15 protein-coding genes and 1 pseudogene are annotated in these 20265 nt (G+C 70.5%); 7 read left to right on the top strand and 9 right to left on the bottom strand.

The genetic code is table 11. The features are described 5' to 3' along the window. Window positions 1–11: 11 nt before the first annotated feature. The gene (gene thiE, locus ACWDUM_RS22600) at window positions 12–719 is read left to right on the top strand and encodes a thiamine phosphate synthase (protein WP_450135717.1); all 708 of its coding nucleotides are present in this window, start codon (window positions 12–14) and stop codon (window positions 717–719) included. Between the two features lie 100 nt (window positions 720–819). Here thiE and ACWDUM_RS22595 read toward each other — a convergent pair whose 3' ends face one another. Further along, window positions 820–1692: an NUDIX hydrolase gene (locus ACWDUM_RS22595; protein WP_450116837.1), complete on the bottom strand. Its 873-nt coding sequence runs from the start codon at window positions 1690–1692 to the stop codon at window positions 820–822. 199 nt (window positions 1693–1891) lie between these two features. Here ACWDUM_RS22595 and ACWDUM_RS22590 point away from each other — a divergent pair, with 199 nt between their 5' ends. Genes ACWDUM_RS22590 through ACWDUM_RS22580 form a run of 3 tightly spaced genes read left to right on the top strand, consistent with a single transcriptional unit; the run spans window position 1892 to window position 6491 of the window. After that, complete coding sequence (locus ACWDUM_RS22590) at window positions 1892–3214, top strand: hypothetical protein (RefSeq protein WP_450135716.1); 1323 nt, start codon at window positions 1892–1894, stop codon at window positions 3212–3214. After that, window positions 3211–4197: a glutamate ABC transporter substrate-binding protein gene (locus tag ACWDUM_RS22585; protein ID WP_450135715.1), complete on the top strand. Its 987-nt coding sequence runs from the start codon at window positions 3211–3213 to the stop codon at window positions 4195–4197. Before ACWDUM_RS22590 ends, ACWDUM_RS22585 begins: the two co-directional genes overlap by 4 nt. 8 nt (window positions 4198–4205) lie before the next feature. Continuing rightward, a complete protein-coding gene (locus ACWDUM_RS22580) occupies window positions 4206–6491 on the top strand; it encodes a tetratricopeptide repeat protein (RefSeq protein ID WP_450135714.1) in 2286 nt (761 codons plus the stop codon). Window positions 6492–6512: 21 nt separating this feature from the next. On the opposite strand, the gene ACWDUM_RS22575 is transcribed toward ACWDUM_RS22580, so the two are convergent. Further along, window positions 6513–7703, bottom strand: a complete 1191-nt coding sequence (locus ACWDUM_RS22575; RefSeq protein ID WP_450116833.1) for an acetate kinase — start codon at window positions 7701–7703, stop codon at window positions 6513–6515. Continuing rightward, the gene (gene pta, locus ACWDUM_RS22570) at window positions 7700–9796 is read right to left on the bottom strand and encodes a phosphate acetyltransferase (RefSeq protein WP_450116832.1); all 2097 of its coding nucleotides are present in this window, start codon (window positions 9794–9796) and stop codon (window positions 7700–7702) included. Before pta ends, ACWDUM_RS22575 begins: the two co-directional genes overlap by 4 nt. A 143-nt stretch (window positions 9797–9939) precedes the next feature. Between pta and ACWDUM_RS22565 the strand changes: the two genes are divergently transcribed. Further along, window positions 9940–10773 (top strand): hypothetical protein, encoded by an 834-nt coding sequence (locus ACWDUM_RS22565; RefSeq protein WP_450135713.1) that lies wholly within the window; start codon window positions 9940–9942, stop codon window positions 10771–10773. Continuing rightward, entirely contained in the window at window positions 10760–11368 is a 609-nt protein-coding gene (locus ACWDUM_RS22560; protein WP_450135712.1) for a hypothetical protein, read from the top strand. The genes ACWDUM_RS22565 and ACWDUM_RS22560 overlap by 14 nt, the downstream gene beginning before the upstream one ends. A 45-nt stretch (window positions 11369–11413) precedes the next feature. Here ACWDUM_RS22560 and ACWDUM_RS22555 read toward each other — a convergent pair whose 3' ends face one another. From ACWDUM_RS22555 to ACWDUM_RS22535, 5 genes are all read right to left on the bottom strand, one after another. Then, window positions 11414–12775, bottom strand: coding sequence for a serine-threonine protein kinase (locus ACWDUM_RS22555; RefSeq protein WP_450135711.1), 1362 nt, complete (start codon window positions 12773–12775; stop codon window positions 11414–11416). A gap of 37 nt (window positions 12776–12812) precedes the next feature. Continuing rightward, window positions 12813–14648, bottom strand: a complete 1836-nt coding sequence (locus ACWDUM_RS22550) for a S8 family serine peptidase (RefSeq protein ID WP_450135710.1) — start codon at window positions 14646–14648, stop codon at window positions 12813–12815. A gap of 45 nt (window positions 14649–14693) precedes the next feature. Then, a complete protein-coding gene (locus ACWDUM_RS22545) occupies window positions 14694–17330 on the bottom strand; it encodes a LuxR C-terminal-related transcriptional regulator (protein ID WP_450135709.1) in 2637 nt (878 codons plus the stop codon). Between the two features lie 102 nt (window positions 17331–17432). Next, complete coding sequence (locus ACWDUM_RS22540) at window positions 17433–18035, bottom strand: suppressor of fused domain protein (protein WP_450116826.1); 603 nt, start codon at window positions 18033–18035, stop codon at window positions 17433–17435. A 28-nt stretch (window positions 18036–18063) separates the two neighbouring features. Further along, complete coding sequence (locus tag ACWDUM_RS22535; protein ID WP_450135708.1) at window positions 18064–18714, bottom strand: TetR/AcrR family transcriptional regulator; 651 nt, start codon at window positions 18712–18714, stop codon at window positions 18064–18066. Window positions 18715–18976: 262 nt separating this feature from the next. On the opposite strand from ACWDUM_RS22535, the gene ACWDUM_RS22530 reads away from it, so the two are divergent. Beyond that, complete coding sequence (locus ACWDUM_RS22530) at window positions 18977–19963, top strand: tyrosine-protein phosphatase (RefSeq protein ID WP_450135707.1); 987 nt, start codon at window positions 18977–18979, stop codon at window positions 19961–19963. Between the two features lie 65 nt (window positions 19964–20028). Here the strand turns inward: ACWDUM_RS22530 and ACWDUM_RS22525 are convergent. After that, window positions 20029–20265 (bottom strand): annotated as a pseudogene (locus ACWDUM_RS22525) (glucose-6-phosphate dehydrogenase (coenzyme-F420)); the annotation flags it as partial.

The raw sequence follows: 20265 nt of genomic DNA, 5'->3' as shown, positions 1-20265 counted from the left end.
CCGTTGGCCCCGTGCCCACCTCGCAAGCCGGTCATCACCCGACACCGCGCGAACGCCTCGCCACCGCGCGCCTGTACCTGTGCACCGACGCCCGACGGGAGCGCGGCGACCTGGCGAAGTTCGCCGACGCCGTCCTGTCCGGCGGTGTCGACATCATCCAGCTCCGTGACAAGGGCTCGGCAGGCGAACGCGAGTTCGGCCGGATCGAGGCCCGCGAGGAGCTGGCGGCGCTCGCCGAACTGGCGGCCGCGTGCCGACGACACGGTGCACTGCTCGCCGTCAACGACCGCGCCGACCTCGCGCTGGCGTCCGGGGCCGACGTGCTGCACCTCGGGCAGGGCGACCTGCCGGTGCACTATGCGCGCGAGATCGTGGGGCCGGACGTGGTGATCGGCCGCTCGACCGGCAGTCGTGCGCAGGCGCAGCTCGCCGCGATCGAGGAAGGTGTCGACTACTTCGCCACCGGTCCGGTGTGGGCGACCCCGACCAAGCCCGGCCGCAGCGCCTCCGGTCTCGAGCTGGTCCGCCAGGTCGCCGAGTCGGATCCGATGATGCCGTGGTTCGCGATCGGCGGCATCGACGAGGAGCGCCTGCCCGAAGTCCTGAACGCGGGCGCCACCCGGGTCGCCGTGGTACGGGCGATCACCGAGGCCCGCGATCCGCAGGCCGCGGCCCGCTTCCTCGCCGACGCCCTCGACCGCAACGCCGCCGCCCGCTGACCCCGTTCCCCCCTCGCCAGCTGTTCCCTGATGTCACATTGGCTCACTTGGCGATACCCAATGTGACATTAGGGAACCTCGGCGAGGGTGGGCGAAGCGGTCAGTCCAACCAGGACAGCACGGTGGAGGGCGAGAAGCGCAGCACCGTCTCCGGCAGCCTGTCACGCAGGCCGCGGTCGGCGGTGACGACGGCGGTCAGTTCACCCGCGACGCCGGTCAGGGTGGTCGCCCCGCCCGGGCCGGTCGCGAGGAGTGCGAGGGTGTCGTCGCCGCTTCCCGACGCGACGTGCACCGGAACCCGCACGTCCGCCTCGGCGACGGCCGCGGCCTGACCTTCGAGCACCGCCTCGACCCGCGGCAGCCAACCGAACCCGCCGTCCGGGAGCTCGATCGTCCGCGGCAGGGTTGCCGCGATGCCGGCGAGTAGCCGCCCGGTCGCGCCTGCGCGGTCCCGCCACCAGCCGTCGGGACGCGACCCGACGACGTTGGCGGTGTCGAGGAGCAAGCGCACCGGGGCGGCCCGCAATCCCGGCCAGCTCGCCTCGAAGCCCGGGTGCAGCGGCAGGTCCGTCACCTGATCCTCGGGCACCCAGCGCAGTTCGGTGCTCTCCCCGTTCGGCACGGTGTCCAGTGTGAACTCGGCGTCCGCGATCACCGTCGTGTACGTCCAGTCCCCGCCGGCGGCGCGGGCGGTGACTCGTTCTGCCCGCACCCGTAGGTGGGCGGAGTCGATCCCGGCCTCCTCCTCGGCTTCCCGAACCGCGGCGTGGGTGGTGGTCTCGTGCGAGTCCCTCGCTCCGCCCGGCAGGGCCCATGTTCCGCCCTGATGGCTCCACGCGGCCCGGTGTTGGAGCAGCACGGCCGACCCGCCGCCGGGCATCGGGGCACGCAGCAGCAGACCGGCAGCGCCGTACCGTCCCCAGTAGCGGCTGCCGTCTCCGCTCTTCGCCCAGCCGTCCCCGTCACCGCGCATCGACTTCGCTCACCTACCCCGTGTACTCGGATCACCTCGTACCCGGCCGACGGGCCGGGTACGAGACGCATCATGCGCCTTCGGAACCGCGCGCCTCGAACTTAGCCAGTCGATCGAGCCGAAGCACGGTTACTGCTTATATGCTGCCCTCTGTCCGGCGATCGAGCCAGGTGCGAAGGGATGCGCGGTGGTTGTACGGGTGGCCCCCTCCACGCAGCCGCGTGGCGCCGGGCCGGACGGCGATCCGGTCGGCCCGTCCGCGCGGCTGCGATCGCGGCTGCGCACCAGCCCTTCCCGGATCACGATGCTCGGCATCGGACTGGTCATCGCGGCGATGGTCTCCGGAACCGTGGCCGCGGCACAGGTCACGGACCGGCAGCGCACCCTCGACGCCCTGCAGTCGGAGGTCGAACCACTCGCCTTCGCGGCCCAGGACATCTACAGCTCGCTGTCCATCGCCGATGCCGCGGCGACGACGGCCTTCCTGTCCGGCGGCGTCGAGCCGATCGCCGTCCGCGACCGCTACACGCAGGCGATCGCCGACGCGGGCGCCGACCTGGTCGACGCCGCCGCGGGGATCGACACCTCCGACACCGCCTCGCACGACCTGCTGGCGAAACTGTCGGTGGGGGTGCCCGTCTACACCGGTCTGATCGAGACGGCCCGCACCAACAACAGAGACGGTCATCCGGTGGGATCGGCGTACCTGAGCGAGGCGTCGACGATGATGCAGTCGACGTTGCTGCCGTTGGCACAGCAGTTGCATGCCGCACAGGCCGCGCGGGTCGTGCAGACCCAGGCCGAGTTCGCGACCCCGCCGTGGCTGTCGATCGCGTTGCTGATGGCAACCCTGGCCGCGCTGCTGCTGGCACACGTGCTCCTCGCCCGCCGGACCCGCCGACGCCTGAACGCGGGGCTGATCGTGGCGTCGCTGGCGGTCACCGCGTCACTGGGGTGGCTGGTGATCGCCGGGGTCGTCTCCGCGACGTCCACCGCCCGCGCGCTCGACCACGGCGCGCGGCCGCTGACCGAGCTGACCACCGCGCGGATCCTGGCGCAGCAGGCCCGCGCCGACGAGACGCTGGGACTGGTGCGCCGCGACTTCACCGGACGCTACAACAGCGACTTCGAAAGACACCTCGACGAGCTCGGGTCGACGCTCGACGGCGTCGCACGCGTCGGTCCGCAGGTCGGGTCCGACGAGGTCGCGGCCGCGGGCCGAGCCCGCTCGGCATGGGCGAGCGCGCACACCCGGTTGATGGCGCTGCTCGCCCGCGGCGACTGGCAGGCGGCCGTCACCGTCGCCGTCGCACCGGGTGGTGACGGCTCTGCCGCGCAGTACGCCGCCGCCGACACCCAGCTGACCGATGCGATCGGGGAGACACGGACGGAACTGCGACGGGGTGTCGACCGGGCGCTGTCGATGCTGACCGGCCTGGCGCCGGGCATCCTCGGGTTGGCCGCGGTGGCGGTCGCCGGTGTGGCGATCGGCCTGTGGCCCCGGCTGCGGGAGTACCAGTGACGCGCCGCCGGACTGCCGCCCGCCGGTGGGGGGCTCTGCTGGCCGCCGTCGCCGCGGTGGTCTGTGGGTGCGCCACCACCGCCGAACCCGACTCGTCCGAGCCGTCGTCGACGTACCTCGAGCCGCCGCTGCCGTCGGGTGCGGCGATCGCCGCGTCGCCCACCTCGACCGCTCCCACCCCGGACTGCGGCGACCCGACCGCGAGCCTGCGCCCGGCACCGGCGGGCTCCACAGCGCCGACACCCGCTCTCGACCGGATCCGGGCGCGCGGCAGGCTGCTCGTCGGCCTGGACACCAGTAGCAACCTGTTCAGCTTCCGCAATCCCGCGACGGGCACCATCGAGGGCTTCGACGTGGACATCGCCCACGAAGTCGCTCGTGACCTGTTCGGCGACCCGGACCGGATCGAGTTCCGCATCCTCTCGTCGGCGGATCGTGTTGCGGCGCTCGACGACCGGACCGTCGATGTGGTCGTGAAGACGATGACCATCACATGTGAACGGCGGGCGAAGGTGGGGTTCTCGACCGTGTACTACGAAGCCGGGCAACGGGTCCTGGCGATGAAGGGGTCCGGCATCCGGGACGCGGCAGACCTCTCCGGCCGCCGGGTGTGCGCGGTCGCGGGCACGACGAACCTGCAGCGCATTCAGCAGGTGCAGCCGGAGGCGACGGTGTTGTCGGTGCCGAACTGGGGCGACTGCCTGGTGGTGTTGCAGCAGCGTCAGGTCGACGCGGTGACGTCCGACGATTCGATCCTCGCGGGCCTGGCCTCCCAGGACCCGAACCTCGAACTCGTCGGCCCCGCAATGAGTTCCGAGCCGTACGGGATCGGTGTCAACAAGTCGGACACCGATCTTGTGCGGCAGGTCAACGGGACCCTGGAGCGGATCCGCGGTGACGGGACGTGGCAGCGCATCCACAACCGCTGGCTGGGCACGATCGGTCCCGCTCCCGCACCTCCGACGCCGCACTACGAGGACTGAACGAGGCGATGAGCGAGACCCCCGACGAGGTGCCCCCCACTCGGGCCGCACGGCCCACCCAGGGAGCACGGCCCACGCAGGCGACGCCCGCGCCGGCCCCCGCCGCCACCCCCGGTGAGGAGGACACGTCGGGCCGGTCGGGCTCGGCGCGCAGCAGCAGGCGCAGCCGGTCCGGGCGGACCCGCACGAGCGCGCGTCGTCGTATCGGCGGCGGACTGGTCGAGGTCCCGTCCTTTGCGATGCCCGATCCTTCCACCGCGGTGATGACGGAACCCGTTGTCGCCGTGAACAAGAGGTTCTGCTGGAAGTGCGGAAAGCCGGTGGGACGCGGAGGACTCGACGACACCACGGGCAACTGCCCGGCCTGCCACGCCGGGTTCGACTTCTCGCCACGGCTGGCGGCCGGGGACATGGTGGCCGGCCAGTACGAGGTGCAGGGCTGCATCGCGCACGGCGGGCTGGGCTGGATCTACCTGGCCATCGACCGCAACGTCAGCGACCGATGGGTGGTGCTCAAGGGCCTGCTGCATTCCGGGGATTCCGAGGCGCAGGCGGTTGCGCTGGCCGAACGGCAGTTCCTCGCCGAGGTCGAGAGTTCGAGAATCGTGAAAATCTACAACTTCGTCGAGCACCCGGAACCGGACGGCAGCAGCGTCGGCTTCATCGTGATGGAGTACGTCGGCGGACACTCCCTGCGCGACGCGCTTCGCGCCCGGCCGCGCCCCGAACGACTCCCCGTCGACCAGGCCATCGCGTACCTGCTCGAGGTGCTGCCCGCGTTGGACTACCTGCACTCGATCGGCTTGGCGTACAACGACCTCAAGCCGGAGAACATCATGATCACCGACGATCAGGTCAAGCTGATCGACCTCGGTGCGGTGGCAGGCCTCGAGGACTTCGGCTACCTGTACGGCACCCCCGGCTACCAGGCCCCGGAGATCCTCCGCACCGGTCCCACCGTCGCGACCGACATCTACACCGTCGGACGCACGCTGGCCGTAATGTGCCTGAACATGCCCTCGGAGAACGGGCACTACCGGGCGGGTATCCCGGCCCCGGCGGACGCACCACTCCTCGCCGAGCACGAGTCGCTGTACCGGTTCCTGTTGCGCGCCACCGACCCCGACCCCGATCGCCGGTTCGGCGGCGCCGCCGAGGCCGCGGGCCAACTGATCGGCGTGCTCCGCGAGGTGCTGGCCCAGCAGAGCGGGGAGGAACGCCCCGGCCTGTCGGAGGTGTTCAGCCCCGGACGCACCGTGTTCGGCACCGAGTGGGCGGTCCGAGGCACCGACGTCTACCTCGACGGGCGACAGCACGACGGCACCATTGAGGCGCGGGATGTCGTTGCCGCGCTGTCCGTTCCACTGATCGATCCGTCCGATCCCAGTGCCACGTTGATCGCCGCGACGGTGCACGCCGAACCGGCCCAGAGCCTCGACGCGATCCGCCGCGCCCGCGCGGGCGGCCTCGAACGGACCGCCGACGGCGGGCCCGGGTTCACCACGGAGATCGCGCTCGCCGAGACGAAGGCCCTCCTCGACCTCGGGGACGGGGAGTCCGCAGGCCGGGTCCTCGACACGGTCCCCGAGACGAAGAGCGGCAACTGGCGGGTCGACTGGTACCGCGGCATGGTGGCGTTGCTCGTCGGCGAGTACGAGGCCGCGATGACGTACTTCGACGTGACGCTGGCCGCGCTGCCCGGGGAGATCGCCCCGAAGCTGGCGCTGGCCGCGACCGCCGAACTGATCCTGCAGCACTGGCACACCGACGATCCCCACCAGTGGCGCACCTTCGCCGAGAAGTACTACGGCACGGTGTGGCGCACCGACCGGGGAGTGGTGAGCGCCGCATTCGGCCTGTCCCGGCAGCTCGCCGACCGGGGCGACATCGCCGGCGCGGTCGCCGCGCTGGACCAGATCCCGCCGACGTCGCGCCTCTACTCCACCGCCCGGATGACCGCGGCCCTGACCCGGCTGTCGGGGGCACCGATCGCAAGGCTGGACGAGGCGGCGCTGCGGGACGCCGCGGGTCGCGTGCAGGCGCTGCCGCCCGACGAGGGCCGAGCGCTGCAGATGCGTGCGGTGGTCCTGGGCACCGCCCTCGACTGGGTGCTGTCCGGCCATGTCGCCGACCGCGACCGCGGCCCCGTCCTCGGCGCCGAGTTCACCGAACGGGGCCTGCGCGCCGGAACCGAGACCGTGCTGCGCGCGTTGGCCCGCAACACGTCCAGCCGTGCGCACCGGAACACCCTCGTCGATCTCGCCAACCGGACCCGCCCCCGCACCTGGTGGTGAGCCGCGGCATCCCCGGAACGCCTAGCCGGCGAACTCCCGGGCGAAGCGGGCGATCGCGAGTTCCTCGTTGGTCGGCACGACGAGAACGGTGACCGCGGAGCCGTCGGTGGAGATGACGCGGGGTTCGTGGCTGCGCACGGCGTTGCGTGCGGGGTCGATCTCGATGCCGAGCCGGTGCAGGCCGGACAGCGCATCGGCCCGCACCTCGACGGCGTTCTCCCCCACGCCCGCGGTGAAGGTGATCGCGTCGACGCCGCCGAGTGCGACCAGGTAGGCGCCGATGTACTTGCGCAGCCGATGGACGTAGACGTCGTAGGCCAGCGCCGCGGCGGCGTCGCCCTCGTCGATCAGGCGGCGCAGTTCCCGGAAGTCGTTGACGCCGCACAGCCCCTTGAGTCCGGACCGCCGGTTGAGCAGGTCGTCGATCTCGTCGACGTCGAGTCCGGCGCTGCGCCGCAGGTGCATCACGAGCCCGGGGTCGATGTCGCCGCTGCGGGTACCCATCACGAGCCCTTCGAGCGGGGTCAGTCCCATCGACGTGTCGACTGCCCGCCCGCCGGCGATGGCGGACGCCGACGCCCCGTTGCCCAGGTGCAGCACGATCTGGTTCAGCTCCGTCAGATCGCGTCCGAGCACCTCGGCGACCCGCGCGGACACCCACTCGTGGGAGGTGCCGTGAAAACCGTAGCGGCGCACACCGTGTGCCGCCGCGACGGCCGCGTCCACGGCGTAGGTGCGGGCCCGCGCGGGCAGGGTGTGGAAGAAGGCGGTGTCGAACACTGCGACGTGCGGCACGGACGGCAGGGCGAGCATCGCGCTCTCGATGCCGATGGCGTTCGCGGGGTTGTGCAACGGTGCGAGCGCCGAGAGCCGGGAGATCTCGGCGAGTACGTCGGGGGTGATGAGCGTGGGCCGGTAGAACACCTCGCCGCCGTGCACCACCCGGTGTCCGACCGCCGCGATCCCCGCCGTGGCCAGATCCACGCCGTCCTCGGCGAACATGCCGAACGCCAACCGCAGACCGTGCGCGTGATCGGTGATCGGGCCACGGTGTTCACGGTCCGCGCCCCGGTAGCGGTGGGTGATCACACCGTCGGGCTCCCCGATCCGCTCGACCAACCCGGCCGCGAGCGCGTCCCCACTGTCCGGGTCGACGAGCTGGTACTTGATCGACGATGATCCCGAATTGACTACCAGTACCGACCCTTTCACGCGCTCTCCTCCCCCGTCGCGATGCCCTGCGCCTGGATGGCGGTGATTGCCACCGTGTTGACGATGTCCTGCACGAGCGCGCCCCGGGAGAGGTCGTTGACCGGCTTGTTCAGCCCCTGCAGCACCGGCCCAACGGCGACGGCGCCGGCGCTGCGCTGCACCGCCTTGTAGGTGTTGTTGCCGGTGTTCAGGTCCGGGAACACGAAGACCGTGGCCCGACCGGCGACCTGCGAGTCCGGCAGCTTCGTGGTGGCCACGCTCGGCTCCACGGCGGCGTCGTACTGAATCGGCCCCTCCACCAACAGGTCCGGACGTCGCTCCCGGACCAGCGCCGTGGCCATGCGGACCTTGTCCACCTCGACGCCGGCACCGGAGTCGCCGGTCGAGTAGGACAGCATCGCGATCCGGGGGTCGATGCCGAACCGCGCCGCCGTGCCCGCAGAGGAGATCGCGATGTCCGCGAGTTGCTCGGCCGTCGGATCGGGCACCACGGCGCAGTCACCGTAGGCGAGGACCCGATCCGCCAGGCACATCAGGAAAATGCTCGACACCGTCGACACCCCGGGTTCGGTCCTGATGATCTCGAACGCAGGACGGATGGTGTGGGCGGTGGTGTGCACGGCGCCGGAGACCATGCCCTCGGCAATTCCGGTGTGCACCATCATCGTTCCGAAGTAGGAGACGTCGGTCATCACCTCCCGGGCGCGTTCGACGGTCATGCCCTTGTGTGCCCGCAGCCGCGCGTACTCGACCGCGAACCGCTCGGTGTACTCGCAGTCCGGCGGATTCAGGACCGCGGCACCGTCGAGGTCGACACCGAGTTCGGCGGCCCGCCGACGCACCAGCGCCTCGTCCCCGAGGATGGTCAGGTCCGCCACCTTGCGTTGCAGCAGCCGTCCGGCCGCGCGCAGGATCCGGTCGTCGTCCCCCTCGGGGAGCACGATGTGCCGTCGATCGGCGCGAGCGCGTTCGATCAGTTGGTACTCGAACATCTGCGGGGTGACCACCTCCGGACGCTCGACCTGCAGCCACGCCAGCAGGTCCGCGGAGTCCACGCGCCGCTCCATCAGACTCAGTGCGGTGTCCACCTTGCGCTGCGAGCCGACGGCGACCCGGCCACGGGTACGCGCAGCCGCGGACGCGGTGTCGAAGGTGCCCAGGTCGGTGGTCAGGATCGGCAGGCTCGGGCGCAGGCCGGCCATCAGCTTCGCGATCGCGGGGTGCGGCCGCAACCCGCCGTTCATGATGATCCCGGCGATGGACGGGAATCCTTCCGCCTCATGGGCGTTGACCACCGCGAGCAGGACGTCGGACCGATCCGCCGGGGAGATCACCACCATGCCGTCGGTGAGCCGCTCGAGGATGTGCTCGGCGGTCATCCCCCCGACCATCACCTGCAGTGCCTCCCGTTGCAGCAGTTCGACGTCTCCGCTGTAGAGCTCCCCGTCGATGGCGTTCTGCAGTTCGGCCACCGTCGGCGCCACCAGCAGCGGGATCTCCGGCAGACTCCACACCGGTACGTGCATCGGAACCAACGCGACCACCACCGCATCGAGATCCTCCGGTTCGCACCGGTTCACCACGACACCCACCAGATGCGCATGCTGGGAACGCAACTCGGCGGCACAGATCTGCCCGAGCTGGTACACCTCGTCGGGGGTGCGGCCCGCCCCACGCAACGCCAGCAGCACCGGTGCGTCCAGGTTCACGGCGATCCGCGCGTTGAACTCGAGCTCGCTGGGGCTGGCGATATCGGTGTAGTCGCTGCCGACGATCACCACGGCGTCGCAGTACCGGGCCATCGCGTGGTATCGCGAGACGATCTCCGCGATCGCCAGCTCGGGGTCCTCGTGCACCTGCTCGTAGGTGACGCCGAGGCACTGGTCGTAGGCCAGGTCCGCAGTGGTGTGTTCGAGCAGCAGTTCGAGGATGTAGTCGGGCTCGTCGGTCGAGCGCGCGATCGGCCGGAACACCCCCACCCGGGCGGTCGACCCGCAGAGCATCTGCAGCACGCCCAGCGCGATCGTCGACTTGCCGGTGTCGCCCTCCGGGGAGGCGATGTAGACGCTCGAGACTGCCGCTGCGGGTGCCATGCGACCAGACTAGGGCGTGACCGCGTAATCCCTCCCGATGCGCCCACCCGGATTCGGGTAGCCGGCTACGCATGGCGGGACGATCCCCGAGTGGCACCGTCGACCGTGTCCGATCCTTCGGTCCACGACCAGCGAGGCCCACCATGTCACCCGACGACACGCGCATCCGGAACACCACCCGATGCCCGTGGAGCACCCTTTCCCGGCGTCGCTCGGTCCGGCGGTTCGCGGTCCGGCTCGCCGCCGCTGCCCCGATCCCGGCCCTGCTCCTGCTCGCGCCGGCGGCTGCTGCCGCGGTCGTGGACCCGGGCGTGAGCATCCCGGGCCCGGACGGCGGATACCCGAGCCCGGGCGACCTGGTGAACTTCTGCCAGCGGCATCCGGACCTGTGTCCGACCTCGGGCTACACACCTCCGACGATCCCGACCTGGACACCGCCCCCGCCACCGCCTCCACCGCCGCCCCCTCCACCGCCTCCGCCTCCGCCTCCGAGGATCTCCAGCTCGGAGGGCGCCCCGACACCGACGACGTCGGCCTCGAAGCCGGCAGCCGAACACCCCCGCCCCGAAAGGCCACCGGCACCGGGGGTCCCCGCGCGAACGACGCCGCCACCATCGATCCCGAAGCCCGGGCCGACCACCGTCGCGACGAGGCCCGGCCCGCCGACGGGCGCCCTGCCTTCCCTGCCCCCGACCACCACGGGGCCCGCCCCCGAATCGAACGACGACGAACCGCAGGTCGGCGCCCTCGCCCTGGCCGCGTTCGCGTCCGTCTCCACCGCAGCGGTGGTGGTGACCACCCGGGCCGGCCGGGGCCGCAAGTGGGTGAACGCACACGCCGACACCCGGCCGACCCTTGGCCCCGCCGCGATCGCGGCGGAACGGGCCGACGAGGCGCCGGACCACACGGTTCGACTGGACCCGCGCGACGATGCCGGAGTCCAGATGTTCGAGGAGGATCACGATGACCGGGACTGACCACGACAACGACGCCAGCCTGCGCACGGCAGTGTTCGAGCACGCACCCGACAACGTGCTCACCGGCCGGATGCGGCCGAAGGTGCCCGCGGACGGACTGGTGTCCGGTCGGGTGCGGAGCGCGCACCCGCTGCCGCGATCTGCGTGCCGTCTCCTCGACTCGCGAGTCCTCGAGGCCGCGCTGCGGTTCCTCGACCAGGACCCGCATCCACTGCTCCTGACGGGACTGGCGCGGTATCGCGCCCTGACCGACGCCGCCCGGCAGACCCTCGCCGCGCCGGAGAAGGACGTGGTCGTGACGCTCGCCAAGCCGTATCACGTCACCTCCGAGCATCATCCGCAGGTCGCGGTGCTCATCGACGGGACCGAGGCCGGCACGATCGAATTCGACCTCGACGTCGCGTTCGACATGGGCGAGACGTCGCTGGCCGTCAAGAAGGGCGCGATCGCGGGGGTCGACTGTGTGGCCGGGGCCGTGACCCTGGACCTGTCGCTGGCGAAGGGAGAAAGTCTCCTGCACGGCCGCAGGAGTTTTCCGGTGCACCGGGACGTGGATCCACCGATACCGATCCCCGTGCCGCCCCAGGGTCTCTGACCGGCGGGGCGATGCGCGGGCCCGGCACGGCCGCCACCCGAGCGGCTATCGACCTGCCAGCCCACCGGCCCGCGCGACCACCCAGGCGAGTTCCTCGTGCACGATGTCGCTGTGGGCTCCTGAGGGCGGCCGTCCCGCCTTGACGATCTCCGAGGCGTCGATGTTGAGCAGATGGCCCGCGTCGAACGGGTAGTCGGAGTCGACCTTTCCCAATGTGACCATCGGGGTGGCGTGCGCACCCACCGCGCCGAGGGCGCTCCACCGGGACCTGGCGTCCTCGGCCGCGGCCGCGTCGGATCTCGATACGGCCGAGGCGATCGGGTAGAGCACCCCGAGTGCCGAGTCGTGGCTCGAGTAGCACACCGAGATCGGTCCGTCGACGCGCGCGGCCCGGCTGGCGAGCGCGCCGCTGCGCCCGGAATCGAAGGGCAACCGGTCGGCGAACGCGAACGCCGAGAAGGCCGGTTGCAGCAGCGTCACCGACTTCACCGGCGAGGGGTCCAACTGCTCGGGGAGACCGGCCAGCGCGAACGACACGACGCGCCCACCGAAGCTGTGCCCCACGAGGTGGACCCGGAGACCCGGCAACCGGTCGTGCAGTTCGCCGATCAGCGGGCCGAGCCCACGTTCCCCCACGACGCCGGCGCGATTCTTCATCTCGTAGTACGTCAACTGGCGCAGCGCCTCTTTCGCGCCGTTCCAGACCGTGCGCACCATGTCTCCGAGGCCGGCGGCTCCACCGACCTCGTCCGAGTCGAACTCCACCCCGCAATCGGACAGCGCGACCACGAAGTCGTCGAACACCGTCCTCGGATCGTTGTCCGCTGCGAGCATTCCCGGCATCACCGCGCCGTCACTCTCACCGTCGTCGAACCCACCGGCGGTGCGCTCGGCGAACGACCGCAACTGCAGGAACAGCTCGTCGACGGCGTCGGGATCCGGTGGGGCCGAGAGCAGTTCGGCGATTCTGTGCAGCTGCGGGGCTCCCTCCGGGAACATCGATTCGAGCTGCGCGACGTCGGCCGGGTCCAGTTCGGGGTCGCCGGCGGACACCGTCGTGCGCTGCTGCAACGCCGCCCCTCCCTCCGTGTGTGACGGACCGGCAGCCGGTTCGAAATCCGGGATCGGTTCGTCGCTCCACCGCGCCGACGGCCAGAACAGCCCGACCAGACCTGCCTTCCGGGTTGCCCCGTCCCGCAATTGGGGTGCAAGCAGATCGAACCAGGCGTGGTAGAGCCTGTCCGCGACCCGCCGATCGTTGTTCCAGCCGTGCGAGAAGATCACCAGATCGGTCAGTCCCGCTTCGCCCGCCTCCCGGACCACGGTCTCCACGGTGGCACGGTCGACGTCTCCGTCCTTGTCGAAAACAATGTTCCAGTACGGCTTCCCACCAATGAGCTCGGACATCTGCGTTCCTCTCGTCGGATGCGGTGTCGAACTTCCCTCACACGGCTTGCATCGCCCGCATCAGGTCGACGAGGCCGGCGCCCTGACAGTTGGCGTCCCGGCCGAGCGACGTCGCGGACTCCACGAACACCCGCTTGACCTCCTCGGGGTCACCGATGAACTCGCGGCGCACCGACAGGAAGGCCGCCACCGCACCCGACACGTGCGGCGCGGCCATCGACGTGCCCCGCGACGAGACGTACACCGCCGCGCCGCTCTGCTCGGGAGTCAGGACCACCGGCTTGGACATCTCACCGGCCGCCGCGGACACGACTCCGTCACCCGGAGCGACCAGATCGGGTTTGCGGCGGCCGTCGCTGGTGGGGCCGCGGGACGAGAAGTACGACACCCCGTACCGGTGCGGACAGTCACGGTGAGTGGATCCGACGGTGATGGCCCGCGCGGCGTTTCCCGGATCGTTGATCGTCATCCCCATGCTGAATCGGCGCGGGCTCGCGAACGTCGGGTTCACGGTGACCGACCCCGAGTTGCCCGCAGCGACGACCACGACCACACCTGACCGCACCAGCTTGTCGATCTCCATGCACAGCGGGCTGCGTCCGCACGCATCCCATTCGGCGTCGAACTCGTAGCCGAGACTGAGATTGACTCCGTGGATGCGCGGTTCGCTCCCAACGTTGATGTCCCGCACGTAGTTCAGCGCCTGCACGACCCGCCCGACCCGGGACGCCGCAGGGCCCGACCCGCCGAGCACCTTGAGGCTGACCAGGCGGGTCCGGGGCGCCATTCCGGCGAGGCAGTTCGGATCGGGGACCGAACGCGGTTTGAGGATCGGATTGTTCGGGGCGGCCATGCTGTAGCGCTCCTCGGCCACCACCACGTCCCGCTTGGGCTGCCAGAGTTCGAGTCCGCCGGCGATGATCCCCGCGACATGCGTCCCGTGGCCCAGGTCGTCCACGAGCGCGCCGTCCGTCACCGGGACGTCGCCGGTGAAGTTGCGATGCAGATCTTTCACCGAGTCGTCGTCGAGCGTGTGGTAACCCTGGAAGTGCGGGTGCTCGCCGGAGATGCCGGAGTCGACGACCGCCCACACGATCCCGTCTCCGTAGCAGTTGAACGATCGGTGGGCGGCGTCCGCTTTGATGGTGACGACGCTCCGATCGATCAGTCGGTGCATCTTGAAGTCCGGCCACATCTGAATGATGCAGCGGTCCGCCCAGTCGACGGCGGCGCCGTTGGCGGCCTCGAGCCGCCCGATCTGGTCGGCACTCAGCACGCCGGTCACGTAGTTGCCGGACACCCGGAGGGGTTCGCCCGGTCCGTCGACCAGTTTCCACAACTCGCGTAGCCGATCGAACGCGCGCTCCGGTCCGGCCCGGAAACCCGGGTTCAGCTCGATCATGATCGACACCTCGGCGCCGCCCGATTTCGGCGCCACCGCATCGCGCAACGCGGGGGTCAGCACACCGGCCGGTGGCGGTGGCACGTCGATTCCCGTAGGAGAACCGACCTCGGGCGTCGGCGGTGACGCGTCGGTGGCCACTGGGGGACCGATCCCGAGCCTCGGCGGTGGGTCCTTGTCCTCCTGCGCGCACGCCCGCTGCGCCCGATCCTGACCGGTCTCGGTCAGCCGAAGGCCCGGCATGCTGCTCACCAGGCCGTCGGATTCGAGGTCGTCGGCCGCCGACCTGGTAGCCCTGTACCAGCGCGGTTCACCCTGCACGTACTTCCAGTCGTCGGCGTCGAAGAGTCGTCCGTAGCGCGCGCCGATCCGTTCGAGCAGCCCGTGTTCGTCCACCTCCGAGATCCCCGGTCCCAGCGATCCGAGCACGCACAGCACCCGGTCGGACCAATCCGTTCGCTCGTCGCTCATGGATCCACCCTGGCCCCCTCGCGAGTGGGCGTCACGAGTAGTGCACTACTCGCCCTCGTCGGGGGGATCGGTGTGCCGCTCGCGCAGCGAGTCCCCCAGCTCGTTGCGGTCGGCGACGCCGAGTTTCATGCAGGCGCGGTAGATGTGCCCCTCGACGGTGCGGACGGACACCACCAGCCGCTCCGCGATCTCGCGGTTCGACAGCCCGACCGCGACCAGCGAGGCGATCTCACGTTCACGGCTGGTCAATGGCAGCGGGCGCGCGGCCTCGAGGATCGCGGGTGTCGACGCGTGGTCACACCGCTGCGCGAGTGCGTTGGCTGCCGCGGCGGCATCGAGTGCGTCGCGTCGGCGATCGAAAGCGGAGTACGCGACCGCGGCCTGCGCGGAGGCGTCCGCGGCATCCAACAATGCACCGATCCCCTCGAACTCCCCTGAGATTCTGGACAGTTCGTCACCGTCACCGGATGCGAAGGCGGCGGCCTGCGCCGCGGCCAGGGAGACGTACGGCCCGTCGCACCGCTCGGCGAGTTCCGCGAGACGCGGCGCCGTCGTCGCATCACCGAGCCGGGTCGCCAGATGCAGTGCCACCGCCTCGACGGCGAACTGGCCGGATTCGCGTGCCGCGTCGGCGGCGCCGTGCGCGGTGGCGATCCCGCGGGACACCTCCCCCTGGCCGGCCGCCTCCCACGCCGCGCCGATCTCGAAGATCGGCCCGAAGACCGCGACATGCCTGCCGTAGCGGTCCCGTCCCGCGGCCACCACCTTTGCCGCGTCCACCATCCGACCCAGGACCGAATACGCCTGCGCCAGATACGGATAGGCAGGGAAGCTCCATGCGAGAGCCGATCCGGAGTCTCCGACCGTCAGTGCCGCCATCGCCTGTTCGAGGCGCCCTGCCGCGTCCGCGAACCGGCCCGCCGCCAAATCGGCGGATGCGTACAAAATGTTCGCCTGCCCCCAGCCGATGTACTGGCCGGTGCCGGCCCCGTGGTCGAGGAACAACTGGGCGCGGCGCGCGGCACCGTCGAGGTCCCCGGTCAGGACCAGCGCGAGAATCGGCCCGATCGCGGCCGGGTAGCGGGTCAGCCCGTCCACCTGGTTCACCACGGCGTCCCCCCGCATCGCCAACGCCGCGACCGCGTGACCTCTGCCCGACAACGCGAGCGCCATCGACGCCGCGAAGGTTCCCCACTCCTCCGCCCAGGGCAACGGATCCTTTTCGGCGAGAACGGCTTCTGCCTCCCTCAACCCCTCGTCGAGTCGATTCTCGAACACGGCGACGACGGCGCCGAGGCCGCGAACCACCGAGACCGCGTGGGGGTCGTGCACCCGCCGCCGGACCTCGTCGAGTACCCGGTCTGCGCCATCCGCGTCGCCCGCCGCCCAGAGCAGGTTCGCGATCCGGGTCACCCCCCAGCGGACCAGCTGGGGCTCGTCGAGGGTGTCCGGGTCGAACCTGCGCAGCGCGGTTTCGGCCTCGGCGGCGTGTCCCTGCCACAGCTGTGAACGGGCCAGCAGGTTCGCCGCCCGGAATCCGCCGTCCCTGTCGACCGCGGCCTGGGCCAGCCGCTCACCCAGTGGCACGTTCGCCAGCGCGATCGCGTCTTTCGCGGCGTGCACCAGCAGGTCGAGGTCGGGAGTCTGGTCGCTGTCGAGGGCCAGTTCCGCCAGCCGGATCCGGTCGCTGGGGCTTTCGGTGGGACGCGTCCGCAACGCCTCCACGAGGTTGCCGCGCAACCGCCTCGCCGCGGCCCTTCCAACCCTGCGGCGGACGACCTCGCTGAACATGGGGTGGTTGTAGTGCACCTCGACCTTCGGCCCCTCCTCGACGATCTGAACGAGCCCGCGCTGCTCGGCATCCTCGACGGCCTCTTCCCCGGCAAGGTCGACGAGGGTGTCGAGCGCCAGCGGTTCGCAGAAGGTGAGCAGTTCGAGCACCCGCATCACATCCGGTGGCAGGTGTTCGATGCGATCCTCGAGGAGGGACGCGAGTTCGGACGTGATAGCCGCCCGACCCCGCAGCTGCCAGACACCGCGGCACTCGCGCAGGGTCCCCGCCTCGAGCGCGCCCTCGACTAGATGGTGCAGGAACAGCGCATTGCCCCCGGAAGCGTCCCACATCAGATTGGCGCTGAGTCCCTCGAGCGGCCCACCGAGCACCGACTCGATGAAGGCGACGCTCTGCTGGCGCGTGAACGGGGTCAGCTCGAGACGCGTCAAATGCCCGTCCTTCCACAGCGACGTCACCGCGTCCGGTGCGGACTCTCCGCTGCGGATGGTCGCGACGATGTGCGCCGCCCGGTCGATCGCCAGTTGGTGCAGGAAGGTCGCCGAGAGCTGGTCGAGCAGGTGCGCGTCGTCGACACCGATCACGACCTGCCCTGACGCACCCAGAAGGGCCTCCCTGGCCGCCGACATGAAGGCCACCGGGTCGCGTGCGGTCGAGGGGCCTACGAGGTGGGCGAACACACCGAGGGGAATGCTCCGTGCCGATTCCGTACCCGCAACCCAGCGCACCTCGCCGGGGAGCGACCGTGTCGCGGCCCGCGCGAGGGTGGTCTTGCCGACACCGGCGTCGCCCGTCAGGACGACCCCACACGCACCGGTGGCGGACGTCAACGCGGACCTGAGGGTTTCGAACTCGTGCTGCCGCTGAATCAGCGGCCACGGCCGATTCATGATCAAAAGCCTATGCCCGACGGCACCCCGCGACAGCGGTTTCACACAGATGGAACACGACCGGTCGGTGTCCGGGTCCTCGACGTGCGGCGATCCCCGAGGTCAGACCACCGAGGCCCGGTCGATGTCGGAGACGTCGGCGCCGGCGGCCTCGAGTCGGGAGAACAGTTCGCCGGTGCCGCGGCGGGAGGCGAACTCGAGTTCGGCGTCGGTGATCGGCACCGCCTGCAACCAGGTGGTGACGTCCTCCTCGCGGTCGACGAGGATTTCGAGGTCCGGCCAGATGAACGGGACGACGAGCAGCACGTGCTTGGTGCCCCTGCCCGGGTCCGCCTCGTGCACCGCGTTGGGGACGATGGTGTTCGGGGTGACGTGGAAGGACCCGGACGCGACGGCGAACGCGCACTGCGCGAGGACGTCGGCGAGGCGCCGGTAGTCGGCGCGGCCGACGGTGATCAGCTCGGTGCGGATCGGTCGTCCGTCGTCGGTGGTGACGTTCGTCGGGTACCGGACCAGGTCGAGCGTGGCGTACGACGCGAAGCCGGGGCCGGGGCAGCCGTCACCGACCGCGATCGACACCTCGTCCGGCTCCTCGCCGTCGGTGTCCGCGTCGACAGCCGCCCGGAACCGCAGCACCTGCGGCATCATCCCGAACACCTCGCCGATACGGCGGGCGGCCTGCCTGACGTCGTCGCTGGAATCCATGGGATGTGAGCCTAGTGCCGACCCCCGGTCACGATTCCGCGGCGCTTGCGTCGGGGGCGGACGGCCCGGGCAGGATCCCGTGCAGAACGATGTCGGTGAGTGCGCCTGCAAGCGCTTCGGTGTCTTCGACGTCGCGGATGCACAGCGCGAAGATCGCGGCACCGCCGAGAATGTCGAGGAGCGTGTCGGCGTCGACGCCACGGCGGATCTCTCCGGCATCGACGGCCTCGGCCAGGCGCCGCCGCAGTTCCGCCCGGACGCCGGCGAGCTGGCGGACGACGAGCACTTCGCGCAGCGCCTCGTCCGAGCGCGACTCGCTGATCAGCCCCGGTACGCCGGCCCGGGTGTGCGGTGCGGCGAACAGGGCGACCGCACCGTGGACGAGGTCACGAATCTGGTCGGGCATCGCGCCCGCGGTGCCGAGTTCGGCGTCGATGTCGGCGTCGCGCTCCGGGTCGAGCACCGGGTAGACGGCGTCGTTGACGACGTGCGCCTTCGAGGGCCACCGGCGGTAGATCGCGGGGCGCCCGACGCCGGCCCGGGTGGCGATCGCGTCGATGGAGGTTCCCGAATAGCCCTTTTCGACCAGCAGCTGCCGCGTGGCCTCGAGCACCGCCTCGTCGATGGCCGGATCGCGCTGCGGTCCGAGCCGGTGCTTCGACTCACGTTCCTTCGACATTCTTCAAACCCCTTGCAGACCTCTGTGATGGCCGTTACATTGTGTCACGGCTTAGTGATTACAGACTGTAACGACTCCTGTCTGGATGCCCGCCGCTCCACCACGGCGTCCTCGCTCCTCGCGTCGCACCATCTCGCCGGTCCCGGTTACCAGGGGCCACGCACCACGCACTCATCGGGCCGCACGGCCGCCACGAATCCACCGACCCCGCCCACGTCGCACTCCGATCGCTCACCGCCCCACCCCACAGGAAGGTTCCACCATGTCCAGTCGCACCATGAAAACCTTTGCCGCAGTGATGCTCACGGGTGGCCTGCTGGTCGGCGCCCCGACCGCCGCCGGCGCCCTCGACACCGGGTCGCTCGGCCCCCTCGGCGCCCTCGACACCGGATCGCTCGACACCGGGTCGCTCGGCCCCCTCGGCGCCCTCGACACCGGATCGCTCGACACCGGATCGCTCGGCTCGGGCAACCAGTCCGGTCCGTCGACGTTGGCCTCCGTCAGCAACTTCCGCGACGTCGCGGGCAACACAGACGGCGGCTACGTCACCGCAGACGGCGGGCACCTCCAGCGCGGCGTGTTCTTCCGCTCCAACGGGCTCGACAAGGCCTCCGACGCGGACCTGCAGACCCTCACCTCGCTCGGTGTCGCCGACATCTACGACCTGCGCGGCGACAGCGAGATCAGCAACCCGATGGTCGGCGGCCCCGACAAGATCCCGGCCGGAGCCGAGTACACGCACCTGCCGATCGAGTTCGGGGATCTGACGAGCCTGGCCAAGACGATCACCACCCCAGAGGAGGGCCGCGAGTTCCTGCGCGAGACGAATCGCTCCTTCGTCACCGACGCAGCCAAGCGAGCGACCTTCGGTCAGCTGCTGACCTCCCTCGCCACTGAGGACGGGGCCCAGCTGTTCCACTGCTCGTCAGGCAAGGACCGCACCGGTTGGACGGCGATGTTGCTGCAGACGATCGCCGGGCTGCCCCAGCAGACGATCATGGACGACTACCTGCTGAGCAACACCTACCTGGAGCAGTCGAACAAGAAGACCCTCGGCTTGATCGGTCTGACGCTCGGGCAGAAGGCCGCGACGAACCTCGCACCGGTGGTGGCGGTCGAGGCGAGCTACCTGCAGGCCGGCCTCGATCAGATCGCCGCGGACTACGGCACGGTGGACGCCTACCTCACGCAGGGTCTCGGTCTGGACGCCGCCACGATCGCGGCCCTGAAGGACAAGCTGGTCGCCTGACCTCACCCCTCGACGACTCCCTGTGCGTCCCGACCCGGAACTCCCGCCGGGTCGGGACGTCGTCGTCAGGCGAGGGCGCGCAGGCGCGGCGCCAAATCCCGCTCGAACAACTCCAGAAAACGCCGCTGATCATGACCCGGCGCATGAAACACCAGATGATTCAGCCCGGCGTCGACGTACTGCTTGACCTGCTCGACCGCGTGGTCGGGATCCGACGCCACAATCCACCGCTTCGCCACCTGCTCGATCGGCAACGCATCCGCCGCCGCCTCCATCTCGATCGGATCCTCGATCGAATGCTT

It is taken from the genome of Rhodococcus sp. NPDC003322 (genome assembly GCF_053589555.1).
The sequence above is the reverse complement of the archived record's forward strand: the minus strand, read 5'-3'. Positions and strand labels throughout refer to the sequence as shown.